Origin of the sequence: Pantoea cypripedii (genome assembly GCF_011395035.1) — a bacterium.
GTDB lineage: Bacteria > Pseudomonadota > Gammaproteobacteria > Enterobacterales > Enterobacteriaceae > Pantoea > Pantoea cypripedii_A.
The window spans coordinates 3,755,643-3,770,890 of record NZ_CP024768.1 but is presented as its reverse complement, the minus strand read 5'-3'; the positions used below and the strand labels follow the sequence as shown (position 1 = coordinate 3,770,890).

Sequence of the window (15,248 nt, the reverse complement as noted above, 5' to 3'; positions counted from 1 at the left end):
CAAAGTGTACCACGCCGGAGATTCCATGAGCCAACTTGAACTGACCGATCGCACCCTGACGCTGCACCGCTTTCCACCGATGCGTGAAGAAAGCCCTTTGCAGGCGTGGGATGCGGCAGATGAATATCTGTTGCAGCAGACGCTGCCGGACGGTCCGGTGCTGTTATTTAATGACAGCTTTGGTGCGCTGACCTGCGGGTTGAGTCATCGCCAGGTCTGGCATGTCAGCGATTCATGGCTCAGCCAGCAGGCGGCACGGCAAAACCTGCACCTCAATGAGCTGGACGAAGATCAGGTGCAGTTTCTCGATAGCTTGGAGGCGCTGCCCGCGGCTCCGGCGGTGGTGATGATCAAAATCCCCAAAACCCTGGCACTGCTGGAGCATCAGCTGCGCGCCCTGCGTGACGTAGTGACGCCTGAGACGCTGATTCTGGCCGGGGCGAAAGCCAAAGACATCCATAGTTCCACCCTGCAACTGTTTGAACGCATCCTTGGCGAAAGCAAAACATCGCTGGCATGGAAAAAGGCGCGCCTGGTCTATAGCCGTTACACGGCACCAAAGCTGGCTGCGCAGGCACCGACCACCGTCTGGCCACTGGATGACACCAACTATCAGATCCACAACCACGCTAACGTGTTTTCCCGTAGCTCGCTGGATATTGGTGCACGCTTTTTTATGCAGCATCTGCCACATGATGTGGAGGGGGAGATTCTCGACCTCGGCTGTGGCAATGGGGTGATTGGCCTGATGGCGCTGGAGCAAAACCCACAGGCGGAGGTGCTGTTCTTTGATGAATCCTATATGGCGGTGGCGTCGAGCCGTCTTAACGTCGAAGTGAACCGCCCGCAGGATTTAGCGCGCTGCCAGTTCCGCGTGAACAACTCGCTGAACGGATTTCCCTCCGATCGTCTGCACGCGGTGCTGTGTAATCCACCGTTCCATCAGCAGCATGCCGTTACCGATCATCTGGCCTGGCAAATGCTGCGTGATGCCAAACGTTGTCTGCAATATGGCGGCGAGTTGCGCATCGTTGGCAACCGTCACCTCGATTATCACCACAAGATGAAAAAGCTGTTCGGCAACTGCACGCTGGTGGCGTCAACGGCCAAGTTTGTGGTGCTGCGTTCCGTTAAACTGCGTTGATTACAGGCTGAGCGCCAGTTCAGTCGCTTGTGCAATGGCGCGGCGGGCATCCAGCTCCTGCGCCACGTCCGCACCGCCAATCAGCCGGACCGGTTTACCGCGCGCCCTGAGCTGATCGGCCAGCTCGCGCAGGGGTTCCTGACCGGCACAAATCACCACATTATCCACCGCCAGGGTGATGTCCTCACCCAGATGGCGCAGGTGCAGCCCCTCATCATCAATCTTCAGATACTCCACATCGCCCCACATTTTCACGCCGTGTGCCTGCAAGCTGGCGCGGTGGATCCAGCCAGTGGTTTTAGCCAACCCGGCACCGGGTTTGCCGGATTTACGTTGCAGCAGCCAGATCTGACGATCGGCAGGCAGTGGCGCAGGCGGCAGTAATCCTCCCCGCGCCTGCAACGAAGGATCAATGCCCCAGCTTTGATAGAAATCTTCCTGATGGGTGGCCTGATGCAACAGAAATTCTGCGGTATCGAAACCAATGCCGCCCGCGCCAATAATCGCCACACGTTGACCCACCGGCTGTTTATCGCGCAGCACGTCGAGATAGCTTAAAACGCTGGGGTGATCGATGCCGGGTAACGTCAGCTGGCGTGGGGCAATGCCGGTGGCAACGATCACTTCATCGGCGTCATCCAGTTGCTCAGCCGTGACGCGGCAGTGGGTATGGATGGTCACGCCAGCGGCCTGTAGCTGATGGCGGAAGTAACGCAGCGTTTCGCCGAATTCCTCTTTGCCGGGGATTTGCCGGGCAATATTAAATTGCCCGCCGATCTGCTCCCCGGCTTCATACAGCGTGACCTGGTGACCGCGCTGCGCTGCCTGCAACGCAAATGCCATCCCCGCCGGACCCGCGCCGACCACGGCCAGCCGTTTTGGCGATGCAGCGGCAGTCACCGGCATCAGCGTTTCATGGCAGGCGCGTGGATTCACCAGGCAGGACGTCACCTTGCCGACAAAAATCTGATCGAGACAGGCCTGATTACAGGCGATGCAGGTGTTAATGGCCTCGGCATTGCCGGCCTGAGCTTTACTGACAAATGCCGCATCGGCAAGGAAAGGGCGCGCCATCGACACCATGTCGGCGATGCCGTCACGCACGATCTCGTCGGCCACCGCCGGGTGGTTGATGCGGTTGGTGGCAATCACCGGTACGGAAACATGGTCACGCAGGTGCTTCGTGACCCAGGCAAATCCGGCGCGTGGTACGCAGGTGGCGATGGTGGGAATCCGCGCTTCATGCCAGCCGATACCGCTGTTAAACAACGTGACGCCGCACTGCTCCAGCCCTGACGCCAGCTGTAGCGTTTCGGCCAGCGTGCTGCCGTTGTGCACCAAATCAAGCATGGAAATACGAAAGATAATAATGAAGTCGTTGCCCACCGCAGCGCGCACCGCACGGGTGACCGCCAGCGCAAAACGCTGACGTCGCGCGATATCGCCGCCCCAGTCATCCTCGCGCTGGTTAGTGTGCGCCACCAGAAACTGGTTAATCAGATAGCCTTCCGACCCCATGATCTCCACGCCATCATAACCCGCCTGCTGCGCCAGCCGGGCGCAATGGGCGAAATCGGCGATGGTTTGTAGAATGTCGGCTTCGCTCAGCGCTTGCGGCATAAAGGGATTGATCGGTGCCTGTAACGGCGAAGGGGCCACCAGATTGCGTTGATAGCTGTAGCGTCCCGCGTGCAGAATTTGCAGGGCAATTTTGCCCCCCGCAGCATGCACCGCATCGGTAAGGGTACGATGCCAGCCGCACTGGCTCTCCTGATGAAGAATCGCGCCGCCCTGTGCCACCACACCTTGTGGATTGGGGGCTATCCCGCCGGTGACAATCAGCGCCACGCCTTCACGCGCCCGTTCGGCATAAAAGGCGGCCAGCCGTTCAGCCCCGTCGGTATGTTCTTCCAGACCGGTGTGCATGGAGCCCATCAGAAAGCGATTTTTAAGTTGGGTAAAACCTAAATCCAGCGGGGTGAACAGCGCAGGGTACTCAGTCATAATCACTCACTAACGAAGTGGTCGGATGAGTTAACTTTAATGGGTATTTATCAGGAAGGAAGTGGGACGTATTCAGCCTGTGAGTCACATCAAAAAAAGCAGGGTGGTAAGTACGGGCGCAAGAATCGGACATCCTTTACCCAGGCACGGGAAAGACTTACTCACCCTGAAATGGCATTAAGGTCATGGCTAATTGCTTAGCTCTGTAGTTATTAATTACTGAGACTCAATCCAGCTATCCCCATAGAGGATGGGCGTATCCTCTCATGTCGATGGCTGCGGGTAACCAGGACCGGTCTGGCGATAACCTGGATATTTCTCTCGTAAGTTGCGGGTGCGGCGATCCGGTATCACGTTATGCGTAACAGCTTTTTCGTAACATGTTTTTGAGTGATCTTCGTCACAGTTTTAACCCCGGTAACCCGGTTTTATGGCCCCCATTGCAACACCATTGAATGGGGAAGTTATGAATATCGAAACGCAATCCTGCGTGATCACCGGAAAACAACAAGTCAGCGTGGCACAGCAGCAGGTGGAGTGGAACGGCAAAGGCACGCTGGTGCGCATTACGCGCGGCGGCATTTGCGGCTCGGATCTGCATTATTATCAGGAAGGAAAAGTTGGCAGCTTTGAAGTCAAAATGCCGATGATTCTTGGCCATGAGGTGATAGGTTTCGTGGTCGAAAGCGACGATCCGCGACTGAAGCCCGATCAGAAAGTGGCAGTAAACCCTTCTAAGCCCTGCGGCACCTGCAAATATTGCCAGCGTGAGCAGGAGAACCAGTGCGTCTCCATGCGTTTCTTTGGCAGCGCCATGTATGTGCCACACGTTGACGGCGGTTTCACCCAGTACAAAGTGGTGGATAGCGCGCAGTGCATACCCTTTCCCCAGGATGCGGATGAAAGTGTGATGGTATTTGCCGAGCCGCTGGCGGTGTGCATTCACGCCACCCATCAGGCAGGCGATCTCAGTGGCAAGCATGTATTTATCTCCGGGGTTGGCCCGATCGGTTGCCTGATTGCCGCCGCGGCTAAAGCACGCGGTGCGGCGTCGGTGGTGTGCAGCGATATCAGCGAGCGTTCGCTGGCCATGGCGCAGCAGATGGGGGCCACTGACGTGATTCATGCTGCCAGCGGCGACTTCACACCGTATCTGGCCGATAAAGGCTATTTTGATGTGGCGTTCGAAGCCTCCGGGCATCCGTCATCGCTGCAACGTTGCCTTGATGTGGTGTGCGCCAAAGGCACGCTGGTGCAGGTGGGTATGGGCGGTGCCATCCCCGCGTTCCCGATTATGCAGCTGATTGCCAAAGAGATTAACCTGGTCGGTTCCTTCCGTTTTACCCACGAATTCAACACCGCCGTCGAGTGGCTGGCTCAGGGCATTGTCAACCCACTGCCGTTGTTCAGCGGCGAGTATGGCTGGCAGGACATTGATGCTGCGCTGCAGTTTGCGGGTGACAAAACCCGTGCCGCAAAAGTCCAGTTAACATTTTAAGGAGATGGTTATGAGTCAGCTTTTTTCCCTCGAAGGTAAACGCGTCCTGATCACCGGTTCGGCGCGCGGCATTGGTTTCCTGCTGGCGCGTGGCCTGGCCGAGGCGGGTGCGGAAGTGATCGTTAATGCCACCACCCTGGGCGGTGCGGAACAGGCCGCCGCCAAACTGCGCGATCTGGGGCTGCGCGCCCAGGCGAAGGCATTTGATGTGACGCAGTCAGCCCAGGTTCAGCAGGCCGTGGACGAGATTGAAGCCGAGTGGGGTGCCATTGATGTGCTGGTGAACAACGCCGGGATTCAGCGCCGTCGGCCGTTCCTCGAATTCCCGGAACAGGACTGGAATGACGTCATTGCGGTTAACCAGACGGCCGTGTTCCTCGTCTCACAAACCGTGGCGAAGAAAATGGTGGATCGTCAGCAGGGCAAAATCATCAACATCGGTTCGATGCAGAGCGAACTGGGGCGCGACACCATCACGCCTTACGCCGCATCCAAAGGGGCGGTGACCATGCTGACACGTGGCATGTGCGTGGAACTGGCGCGCCACAATATCCAGGTCAACGCCATTGCTCCCGGTTATTTCGTGACTGAAATGACTCAGGCACTGGCGGACGATCCCGCCTTTACCGGCTGGCTCACCAAACGTACTCCGGCAGCGCGCTGGGGCAAACCCGAGGAACTGATCGGTGCTGCCGTGTTCCTGTCCTCCAAAGCCTCTGATTTTATTAATGGTCACCTGTTGTTTGTCGATGGTGGTATGCGCGTGGCGGTGTGATTCAATTGGCGCATTCACCAGGGTGCGCCTAAACCTTAATCACCTCTTGTCTCTCTATGGATAATAAAAAATGCCAATAACCATAATTGTTTTGGGCGTGGTTCTCCTGCTGGTGTTGATGATTGTATTTAAGATCAACGGCTTTATCGCGTTGGTGTTTGTCTCTGCGGTGGTGGGAATCGCCGAAGGGATGACGCCGCTGAATGTCATGGCGTCGATCCAGAAAGGGATCGGTTCGACGCTGGGCGGGCTGGCGATGATTCTGGGCTTTGGTGCCATGCTCGGGCGGCTGGTGTCTGACACCGGGGCCGCGCAACGTGTCGCCACGACGCTGATTGCCGCCTTCGGTAAGGAACGGCTGCAATGGGCGCTGGTGGTCACTGGCCTGATTGTGGGCCTGGCGATGTTCTATGAAGTGGGGTTTGTGCTGCTGCTGCCGCTGGTGTTCACCATCGTGGCGGCGGCCGGTTTACCGTTGTTGTATGTCGGTGTGCCGATGGTGGCTGCGCTGTCGGTTACCCACTGCTTCCTGCCGCCGCATCCGGGGCCAACGGCGATCGCCACCATTTTCGGTGCGAACCTCGGCACCACGCTGCTGTATGGCATGATCATCACCATTCCAACCGTCATTGTCGCAGGCCCAATCTTCTCAAAATTCCTCAAAAGCTTTGAAAAATCACCGCCGGAAGGGCTGTATAACCCGAAGATCTTCACTGAAGAAGAGATGCCCGGCTTTGGTATCAGCATCTTCGCCGCCGTCATCCCGGTGGTGTTGATGGCGATTGCTGCGGTGTTTGAGCTGACCACGCCGAAAGAGAACCCGCTGCGCCAGTTCTTTGAATTTATCGGTAACCCGGCAGTGGCGTTGTTTATCGCCGTGGTGATTGCGGTGTTGACGCTGGGTCTGCGCAACGGTCGTAAGATGGGTGAGGTGATGGACATGTGCGGAGAGTCTATCGCCGCCATCGCCATGATCGTCTTTATCATCGCCGGTGGCGGAGCCTTCAAACAGGTGCTGGTGGACAGCGGCGTCGGCAACTATATCGCCGATATGATGAAAGGTTCCTCGTTGTCTCCGCTGCTGATGTGCTGGACCGTGGCCGCGATGCTGCGTGTTGCGCTGGGTTCGGCGACGGTGGCGGCCATCACCACCGCCGGGATTGTGACGCCGATTATCGCGGCGACCCACGCCGATCCGGCCCTGATGGTGCTGGCCGTGGGATCGGGCAGTGTGATCGCCTCACACGTTAACGATCCGGGGTTCTGGCTGTTCAAAGGTTATTTCAACCTCAGCGTGGTTGAGACGCTGAAAACCTGGACGGTAATGGAAACGCTGATCTCGGTGCTGGGTCTGGCTGGTGTGTTGATCCTCAATTCATTGATTCACTAACCGATGTGGCTGCACAGGGAGGTGAGCCATCATGACTGAGCAGCGTATCTCACTCCAGGACATTGCCGAGCTGGCGGGTGTCACCAAAATGACCGTCAGCCGCTACCTGCGCACGCCGGATAAGGTGGCGAGCCAGACCGGTCAACGCATTGCGCGGGTGATGGAGGCGCTGAACTACGTGCCCCAGCCTGTGGCCGGGGTGCCGTCACCCGCAAAAAGCAACACGCTGGGCGTGCTGATTCCTTCGTTTAAAAACCAGATCTTTGCTGACCTGCTGAGCGGCATCGAACATGCCACTCGCGCCGGTCACTACCAGACCCTGATTGCCCACTACAACTACGATGCGATGAGCGAAGAAGAGCAGGTGCTCAATCTGCTGTCGTGGAATATTGATGGCATCATCCTGTGTGAAAAGCAGCATACGCGGCGCACGGTAAAGTCTCTGCGTGCAGCAAAAATCCCCATCGTCGAAGTGATGGATACCCAGGGGCCGTGCCTCGATATGCAGGTGGGTTTTAACAACTTCAATGCAGGTTATGATATGACGCGCACGTTGCTGGAGCAGGGGCGGCGCTGTGTGGTCTATCTTGGCTCGCTGGACGATCGTCGGGATGAGTTTCGCTTCCAGGGATTCCGCAAAGCGATGCAGGAACGGGGGCTACGTGCGGCGCGGATGAATCCGCGTACCCTTTCATCGCAGCGGCTCGGCGCGACAATGCTGGAGCAGGCGCTGCGGCTGCATCCGGAGCTGGACGCGGTCTTCTGTACCAATGACGATATTTCGCTGGGCGCGCTGCTGTGGTGCCAGCGACGGGGGATTGCGGTGCCGGATAAGATTGCCATTACCGGCTTTCACGGCCTTGATATCAGCCGGGAAATGTATCCCAGCCTCGCCAGTGTGATCACGCCGCGCTACGCCATTGGCCTGCAGGCGGCGGAGCTGCTATTGAAGAAAATTGCCGATCCGGCCTTCAATGCCGACAGCATCGATCTTAACTACCAGATCTTTATGGGCGAAACCATTCAATCGCGACAGCGAATCCATGAGAAGCGGGATTGATAACCGCTGGCAAAATGGGTGTTGTAGCGGTAGCTGGAACCGGCTTCGGCCATGCAATAGGTACATACCGGCACCACTTCAATCTGTTGGGCCGGAATGCCGCGTTGCTGCAATAATCCCCGTGCCAGATGTGGCAAATCAAACCAAATGCCCTGCTGCTGCGCGCGTGCCTGAGGCCGGATGGCCTGCGGGTTTTGCGGCTGGGTGGCGGACCAGTTCAGCGTGGGCAAGCTGGGCTGAGCCTGCATTTGCGTCACTAAATCCTCGCCCAGTTCATAGCAGCACGGCCCAATCGCCGGACCGATGGCGACATGCAGGGTATCGGGCTGAGCGCCCAGCGCCAGCAGGCGGTCAATGGCGCTATTCAGTACGCCGGATAAGGTTCCTTTCAACCCGGCATGTACCGCGGCAACCTGATGTTTGCGGGTATCGGCGAACAGCACCGGCAGGCAATCGGCCGTGTAGATCGCAACCGGGCGCGTACCCTCACCAATCACGCCATCGGATTCGCAGCTTTTTGGCGGCAGGTTGTCACCCGCCATCACCACGTTGGCGCTGTGGCGCTGATGACCATAAGCAGCGTCACTGGGGGCCGGTACGCCCGCAGGCTGAAAGGCATACTCCAGCCAGCCCAGTGCATCGAGTAATGCTGAGCGTGCTACCTGATGTTCGGGGTGAGCCATAAGTATCTCCTTTATCGTGTCGATCGCTTTCTGCTGCCAACAGCTTACGTTAACTGCTACATTTTGACAGCTTTACACAAACTGACCGTAATCACTTAAGGATGAAATGATGAAAAAAACCACCTGGCTGGTCACCTCCGGCCTGATGGCGCTGGCGCTCACCGGCTGTGCGCAGCCCTCGAAACAGCAGGCACAGGCGCAGCTCGGCCAGCAATCGGTACTGGCGGTAAACTGGTTCCAGCAATCGGGCGAGTATCAGGCCCTGAGCTGGCAGGCGTTCAACACCGCGCGTATGGCATTTGATCAGGCACCCTCGCTGGCCGGTAAACCCAAGGCCGTGATCGTCGACCTTGATGAAACCATGATCGATAACAGCGCCTACAGTGCGTGGCAGGCAAAAAATGGTCAGCCATTTAGCGGAAAAACCTGGTCAGCCTGGACTCAGGCACGTCAGGCTTTAGCGGTGCCGGGTGCAGTGGAATTTGCCAACTACGTTAATAGCCACGGCGGCACTATGTTTTACGTCTCCAACCGTGATCAAAAGGATTACGCCGCCACGGTGGATAACCTGAAGAAGCTGGGTTTCAGCGGAGTTAATGATAAAACGGTACGACTCAGCACCGGCAGTTCCAACAAACAGGCGCGTTTTGATGCGATCAAAGCCGAAGGCTATAACGTGGTGCTGTACGCCGGAGACAACCTGAATGACTTTGGTGGTACCACCTGGCACCAGGGCAATCAGCAGCGTCAGGCGTTTGTCAGCAGCAATCATCAGCGCTTTGGCACGCAGTTTATCGTGCTGCCCAACCCGCTGTACGGTGACTGGGAAAGTGGGATGGCGGAAAATTACAACAAGCTGACGCCGGAACAGCAGTTGCAGGTACGTGAAGCGCGTCTGAGAGCGTGGAACGGTAAATAATTCGTCAGGATAAAAAGCGCCTGCTGTGTCGGGCGCTATTTATCTCCTTTCCGGTCCGGAAATATTTACTTTTCATCGCAACTATTATTCATCTCATTATTTTCGTGATCTCTTGCCGCAACCGGGCGCTACAAATAGCGTAATGCTCGGCGTATTTGCCAGAAGGGCAGTGAAATCATCCAATCATAAATTTTATAATTAAGAAATTTCCTGGTATTAAATGGCCCACAAGGTTAAAAGAAAATTAACCATAATTTTATTGTGTGTATTTTTTTGTCATTGCATTGATTATGCATTATTTAATTTTCAACTTAACTATATGATATTAATACGTATCATTCTGCGTAACATTTTCCCTTCGCCTTGCAAAACCTTACCATCCCCTGACACAGGTTGAATTTAAATTTACATTTAGCTGCATGTTGAAGGGTCTGGAAATAACAGGGGTGCATTACTACTCTTAAGCGTCTATAACCATTTTTTGTGAGGAAGCTCCGCTTTTTCCCCTGAGCCCTGTCTTATTCACGGCGTAATTTGCCTGGATACGGTATTCCCGGACATTAAGAGAAGATAATTGTGACGACACTCAAACCCTTATTAGCGAAAAATCGCAGTTGGGCATTACAGCGCCGCCAGCGTAATCCGCACTATTTCGAAAAATATCTTCATCAGCAAAAACCGCATTCGCTCTGGATTGGCTGTTCCGATAGCCGTGTCCCGGCCGAGGTATTAACCGGCGCGCATCCGGGCGAGTTATTTGTGCATCGCAATATCGCCAATATGGTGGTGCCTGATGACGACAATCTGATGAGCGTGTTGCAGTACGCGATTTTCTATCTCGGCGTTCAGCGCGTGGTGTTATGCGGCCATTACGGCTGTGGCGGGGTACAGGCCGCGCTTGGGCTGCCGGAAAGCCCGCTGGCACAGGAAGATTCGGCACTGGCGCGGCGTATTGCTGCCCTGCGCAGCGGTTTAGCTCAGGGGCTGGTGGAATATCGTGCGGCCAGCGCGCAGGAAGCAGAGGGCAGCAAACTTAATCGTCTGGTGGAAGCTAACGTGATTGCCCAGTTTGCGCAGTTAGTGGCAACTGAACCGGTACGGCTGGCGTGGCAGGCCGGACAACAACTGGATGTGTTTGGCTGCGTATATGACCTGCAGTCTGGCCATCTGAAAGAGTTAATTCAGCAATCTGCAGAGGAATCGATACCATGAATCTGAATACCCTGCGCCAGGATATTCCGGCCGGTCTGGTGGTTTTTCTGGTGGCACTGCCACTTTGTCTTGGGATTGCCCAGGCCAGCGGTTTGCCGCCATTTGCCGGCCTGCTGACCGGCGTCATTGGTGGATTGCTGGTCACGGCGCTCAGTCCGTCACGTTTTGCCGTGAGCGGCCCGGCGGCGGGCCTGGTCACCATTGTGGTGGCTTCGATTGAGACGCTCGGCAGCTTCTCTGCCTTTCTCACCGCGTTGATGCTCGCTGGCTTGTTGCAGTGCCTGTTTGGTTTGCTGCGCGCCGGGCGTTTTATTGCCCTGGTTCCGGGGAGTGTTATCAAGGGTATGCTGGCGGCGATAGGTATTTTGCTGATTATCCAGCAAATACCCGTCGCGCTGGGAGCGGCGGGTGATGCGGAGCTGGTGTCACTGGTGAAGGGTGAATTTGCTTTCTCAGCGTCCGCGATGCTGGTGGCGGGTGCGGGGCTGCTGATTTTGTGGTTCTGGACCACGCCGTTTATCAAATCAGTTAAAATGCTGAGCTGGATCCCCGGCCCGCTGGTCGCGGTTCTGGTGGGTTGTCTGGCGACAGTGCTGGGTGTGGGCGGTTTGCCACGCATCACCCTGCCAGCCTTTGACAGCATGGCGGCATTGGCGGCCGAACTGGAAACCCCGGACTGGCTGGCCTGGCAAAACCCTGCGGTATGGGTGGTGGCGCTGACGCTGGCGCTGGTGGCGAGCCTGGAAACGTTACTCAGCCAGGAGGCGCTGAAAAAACTCCGTCCACAGCATCCGGCTCCCTCACCAAACAAAGAGATGTTTGCCCAGGGGGTGGGTAACCTCACCGCCGGTTTGCTGGGGGCGATGCCGATCACCGCGGTGATTGTGCGCAGTTCGGTAAACGTCAGCGTAGGGGCGCAAAGCAAGATGTCGATTCTGCTGCATGGCGTGCTGCTGCTGATTTGCGGGCTGTGGTTTAGTGATTTGCTGAATGCCATCCCACTCGCCAGCCTCGCGGCCGTGTTGTTGTACACCGGATATAAACTGGCAACGCCACGTCTGCTGATCGAGCAAATGCGCATGGGGGCGCAGCAATATGTGCCATTCCTTGCCACCATCGGCGGTATCATCGGGTTTGGTATGCTGGCCGGAATTGGAATCGGCATTGTCACTCAGATACTTTTCAGCCTGTATCAGAGCCACCGCAATGCGTTGCAGTTGACCCGTTATGACGATCATTACGTGCTGCGCTTCCAGCAAAATCTGACCTTTATGCATAACCCCAAATTGCAGGGGTTGCTGGCAGAGATTCCGGAAAACAGCGTGGTGATTGTGGACCACGATAACGCCGAGTATCTCGATCCGGATGTCAAAGCGGTGCTGCAGGATTTTGGCGAAAATGCGGATAAACGCGGCATTCGCCTGAGTCAGTGGCCAGTCGCGGTAAAATAGCAATCCTCCTGCGCCTGAAATTTGTGTTATTAGTTAAAAATCGGATATCTCGGATATCCGATTTTTTTATTTACAGGGCATAATTGTCGCGCTTTTCTCCATAAATGCCTGGCTTCTCTCAGCACGCGCTCCGCCTTCAGGCGCAGAGTTGAATGATGAACACGGGCTTAATTAACGAATCAGAATGTCCTTTTTTCAGGTTTAATGCCTGCTGATGCCCCGGCATATGGCAGCGACTTTCCAGGTTACAGGGTTCGACGTATGCGCGTTAAGCTGTTTGCAGAGAATAATTTTAAAAAGAATGCTCTCTCGCTGTTCCTCATCACGCTGTTTTTCTGCTTTATTGGCAGCCATTTGCGTGTGCCGCAGGAGCTGTCGCTGTTCTGGCCAGTCAACGCGCTGATTGCCGGGCTGATGGTGCGCAATCCTTTTTTGCATCGTATCTCAAGTTACGTCGTCTGTTTTGTAGCGATGGTGTTTAACGATACGGTGTTCTCTGGCTGGGCGTTGCCCGCCGTGACCCTCAATGTAGCCAATATCCTGTTTATTCTGGTGGCGGTAAGCATGCTGATTAAGCATCTTCTGCCCCCATCGGCCAATAGCCGGGTGATCAATGCCATGCGTATTTTCCCCGCCTGTCTGCTGGCCGCGCTGTCCTGTGCGACCTGGGGAGCCTGGGCGCAGGAGGTGGATTTTAACGCGCGTTTTGTTACCGCCTGGGGGGATTGGTTCAGCGAGCAATTCTCCACGTCGCTGATGCTGCTGCCGGTGCTGCTGGCGCGCCCGTTGCGTACTGTCGCCTGGCGTTCGTTATTACATCCCAGCAAGCTGCTGCCGCTGATTGGCGTGGTGTTGTCTCTGACCATCGGCGCGATGATTGGCGGGGCGGGTAGCCTGACTTTCCCGGTTCCGGCATTGATCTGGTGTGCGATTGTGCTGCCGATTCCGATCACCAGCCTGGTCCTTTTGCTCACCGGGATCACCGAGATCATCCTGGTTTCTCACGGCGTGATGAATATTCAGGGCGATGATGCCTTGCTGCCGATCAGCCATCTCACCTCGGTACGACTGGGTGTCGCGACTATCACTATCAGCCCGTTGCTGGTGGCCGTCAGCATGGATGCCATTCGCCAGCTGAATCAACGGCTGTCACTGCGCGCCAATTTTGATTTCCTCACCCAGCTGTTGTCACGTTCTGGCTTGTATGAAAATCTGCGCCAGGAGCCTTTCTCGCTGCATCGTGTAGCCGGAGTCGTGATGCTGGATGTTGACTACTTCAAGGCAATTAACGACAACTTTGGTCATGATGCCGGTGATGGCGTGCTGGAAGAAATTGCCCGGCGTATTCAGGATGTGGTGAACAATCGTGGGCTGGTTTGCCGTTTTGGCGGCGAAGAATTTGTGGTGGTGGTGTTTGACTACAGCTACACCCAGCTATATCAACTGGCCGAAGCGATTCGCCAGTCGATGGTCAAAGATAAGTTCTGGTTGCAAGGCAACACCGTTACGATCACCGGCAGCCTTGGGCTGGCGCATGGCAGTGCGGTGAACGAGCGTGAGTGGCAGGGGGTCATTAACCGCCTGATTTCGGCGGCAGATAAGAACCTTTACCTTTCAAAGCGCAACGGCCGCAATCAAACTTCGCCAGCCGTTGAGCCTCGCCCGATGGTGAATGACGTCGCCTGATATTTACACGCTGCTTTTCAGTGCGCTGCTTTGCTGATGGCGTTCCAGCGCCAGCTCAATCAGACGGGTAATCAGCGCGCTGTAGCCCAGACCTGCCGCCTGCCATAACTTCGGATACATGCTGATGTTAGTGAAGCCGGGCAACGTATTGACTTCATTAACGATGATCTCTCCGCCTTCCGTGAGGAACACATCCACTCGCGCCATACCGCTGCATTCCAGCGCCTGAAAGGCTTTCAGCGCCACGGCACGGATCGCTTCGCTATCTTCAGCACTGATCGCGGCGGGCACGACCACCTGCGCACCGTTCTCGCTGATGTATTTGGTGTCATACGAGTAAAACTCATCGTGCACCACCACTTCACCACAGGGGCTGGCGACGGGGTCGTCATTACCCAGCACCGCACATTCGATCTCGCGACCTTTAATGCCTTGCTCAATCAGGACTTTGCGGTCAAAGGTAAAGGCAAGGTCAAGTGCAGCCGCTAACTCCTCAATATGGCTGACTTTACTGACACCTACCGAGGAACCCTGATTCGCTGGTTTGATAAACAGCGGCAGACCAAAACGATTGACCAGCGCCTGCACATCAAGCTGGGCGCGCTGTGCCTGGGTGATGCTGACCCACGGCGCGACATTCAGTCCGGCATCGCGCAGCAGACGCTTGGTGAAATCTTTGTCCATACTCACGGCTGAACCCAGCACACCCGAACCGACAAATGGCAGGTTAGCCATGCGCAGCAGGCCCTGTAGCGAACCATCCTCGCCCAGCGTGCCATGCACAATCGGGAAAATGACGTCGACCTGCGACAGGGGATGGGCGTTGTGGCGGGTGATCAGCTGCTGCGATGCCTGGCCAGGAACCAGTGCCACATTCTCACCGGAGCGATTAAGCGCTATTAATGCGGGATTTTCCGCATTAAGCAGAAACCCGGATGCATCGTTCAGATGCCATTCACCCTGCTTATCGATACCCAGCAATACCACCTCGAATTTGCTTTTATCGATAGCCTCAAGAATGTTTTTTGCTGATTGTAATGACACTTCATGTTCGGCCGTCTTTCCACCAAAAATGATTCCCACGCGCTGTTTTGCCATTGTTTTTTGTCCGATTGCGGTAAAGCGAATGGGTAAGATACCACGGGGCGGATGGAGCGGACATAGCGGGTAATTGATGTCATCAGGGAGTGAGGTGGGTGGCTGAAACGCCAAAAAAATCCCCTCGGACGAGGGGATGCCAAATCAGGCCAACACCAGGGAAAAACTTGAACAAACTGTACCTTGGTATAGTTTGGTGAGATGTGAGGTGGATCATAAAAATGATGATTGGTTTGCAGGCAGGCATTTCAGCCTGTCTGATACACAGATATGCCAATCCAGGATGCAGTAAAGCGGATGGTTAAGACAATACGGAGATATTGCGGGT

The 15,248-nt window shown here is 55.8% G+C and carries 12 protein-coding genes; 9 read left to right on the top strand and 3 right to left on the bottom strand.

Annotated elements, in window-relative coordinates; genetic code table 11:
* Window positions 1-25 precede the first annotated feature (25 nt).
* Window positions 26-1,144, top strand: a complete 1,119-nt coding sequence (gene rlmG / locus CUN67_RS17485; protein WP_208716547.1) for a 23S rRNA (guanine(1835)-N(2))-methyltransferase RlmG — start codon at window positions 26-28, stop codon at window positions 1,142-1,144.
* Here the strand turns inward: rlmG and CUN67_RS17480 are convergent, their stop codons facing one another.
* Entirely contained in the window at window positions 1,145-3,148 is a 2,004-nt protein-coding gene (locus CUN67_RS17480) for an NADPH-dependent 2,4-dienoyl-CoA reductase (protein WP_208716545.1), read from the bottom strand. It lies immediately after the preceding gene.
* Between the two features lie 466 nt (window positions 3,149-3,614).
* Here CUN67_RS17480 and idnD point away from each other — a divergent pair, with 466 nt between their 5' ends.
* From idnD to idnR, 4 genes are all read left to right on the top strand, one after another.
* Entirely contained in the window at window positions 3,615-4,646 is a 1,032-nt protein-coding gene (gene idnD, locus CUN67_RS17475) for an L-idonate 5-dehydrogenase (RefSeq protein WP_208716544.1), read from the top strand.
* A gap of 10 nt (window positions 4,647-4,656) precedes the next feature.
* Window positions 4,657-5,421, top strand: coding sequence for a gluconate 5-dehydrogenase (gene idnO, locus CUN67_RS17470; protein WP_208716543.1), 765 nt, complete (start codon window positions 4,657-4,659; stop codon window positions 5,419-5,421).
* A gap of 70 nt (window positions 5,422-5,491) precedes the next feature.
* Window positions 5,492-6,811 carry a gluconate:H+ symporter gene (locus tag CUN67_RS17465; protein ID WP_208716542.1) on the top strand — a complete coding sequence of 440 codons (1,320 nt, stop codon included), beginning with the start codon at window positions 5,492-5,494 and terminating at the stop codon, window positions 6,809-6,811.
* A 31-nt stretch (window positions 6,812-6,842) separates the two neighbouring features.
* The gene (gene idnR, locus CUN67_RS17460; RefSeq protein ID WP_208716541.1) at window positions 6,843-7,871 is read left to right on the top strand and encodes a DNA-binding transcriptional regulator IdnR; all 1,029 of its coding nucleotides are present in this window, start codon (window positions 6,843-6,845) and stop codon (window positions 7,869-7,871) included.
* Here idnR and CUN67_RS17455 read toward each other — a convergent pair.
* Window positions 7,835-8,554, bottom strand: coding sequence for a polyphenol oxidase family protein (locus CUN67_RS17455; RefSeq protein ID WP_208716540.1), 720 nt, complete (start codon window positions 8,552-8,554; stop codon window positions 7,835-7,837). The genes idnR and CUN67_RS17455 overlap by 37 nt on opposite strands.
* Before the next feature lie 109 nt (window positions 8,555-8,663).
* Between CUN67_RS17455 and CUN67_RS17450 the strand changes: the two genes are divergently transcribed.
* From CUN67_RS17450 to CUN67_RS17435, 4 genes are all read left to right on the top strand, one after another.
* On the top strand, window positions 8,664-9,473 hold the full coding sequence (locus CUN67_RS17450; RefSeq protein ID WP_208717254.1) for a 5'-nucleotidase, lipoprotein e(P4) family: 810 nt from the start codon (window positions 8,664-8,666) through the stop codon (window positions 9,471-9,473).
* Window positions 9,474-10,043: 570 nt separating this feature from the next.
* Window positions 10,044-10,685 (top strand): carbonic anhydrase, encoded by a 642-nt coding sequence (locus CUN67_RS17445; protein ID WP_208717253.1) that lies wholly within the window; start codon window positions 10,044-10,046, stop codon window positions 10,683-10,685.
* Window positions 10,686-10,687: 2 nt separating this feature from the next.
* The gene (locus tag CUN67_RS17440; protein ID WP_208717252.1) at window positions 10,688-12,136 is read left to right on the top strand and encodes a SulP family inorganic anion transporter; all 1,449 of its coding nucleotides are present in this window, start codon (window positions 10,688-10,690) and stop codon (window positions 12,134-12,136) included.
* Window positions 12,137-12,397: 261 nt separating this feature from the next.
* Entirely contained in the window at window positions 12,398-13,822 is a 1,425-nt protein-coding gene (locus CUN67_RS17435) for a GGDEF domain-containing protein (protein ID WP_208716539.1), read from the top strand.
* A 3-nt stretch (window positions 13,823-13,825) separates the two neighbouring features.
* On the opposite strand, the gene ddlA is transcribed toward CUN67_RS17435, so the two are convergent.
* Window positions 13,826-14,920: a D-alanine--D-alanine ligase gene (gene ddlA, locus CUN67_RS17430; RefSeq protein WP_208717251.1), complete on the bottom strand. Its 1,095-nt coding sequence runs from the start codon at window positions 14,918-14,920 to the stop codon at window positions 13,826-13,828.
* Between the last annotated feature and the right edge of the window lie 328 nt (window positions 14,921-15,248).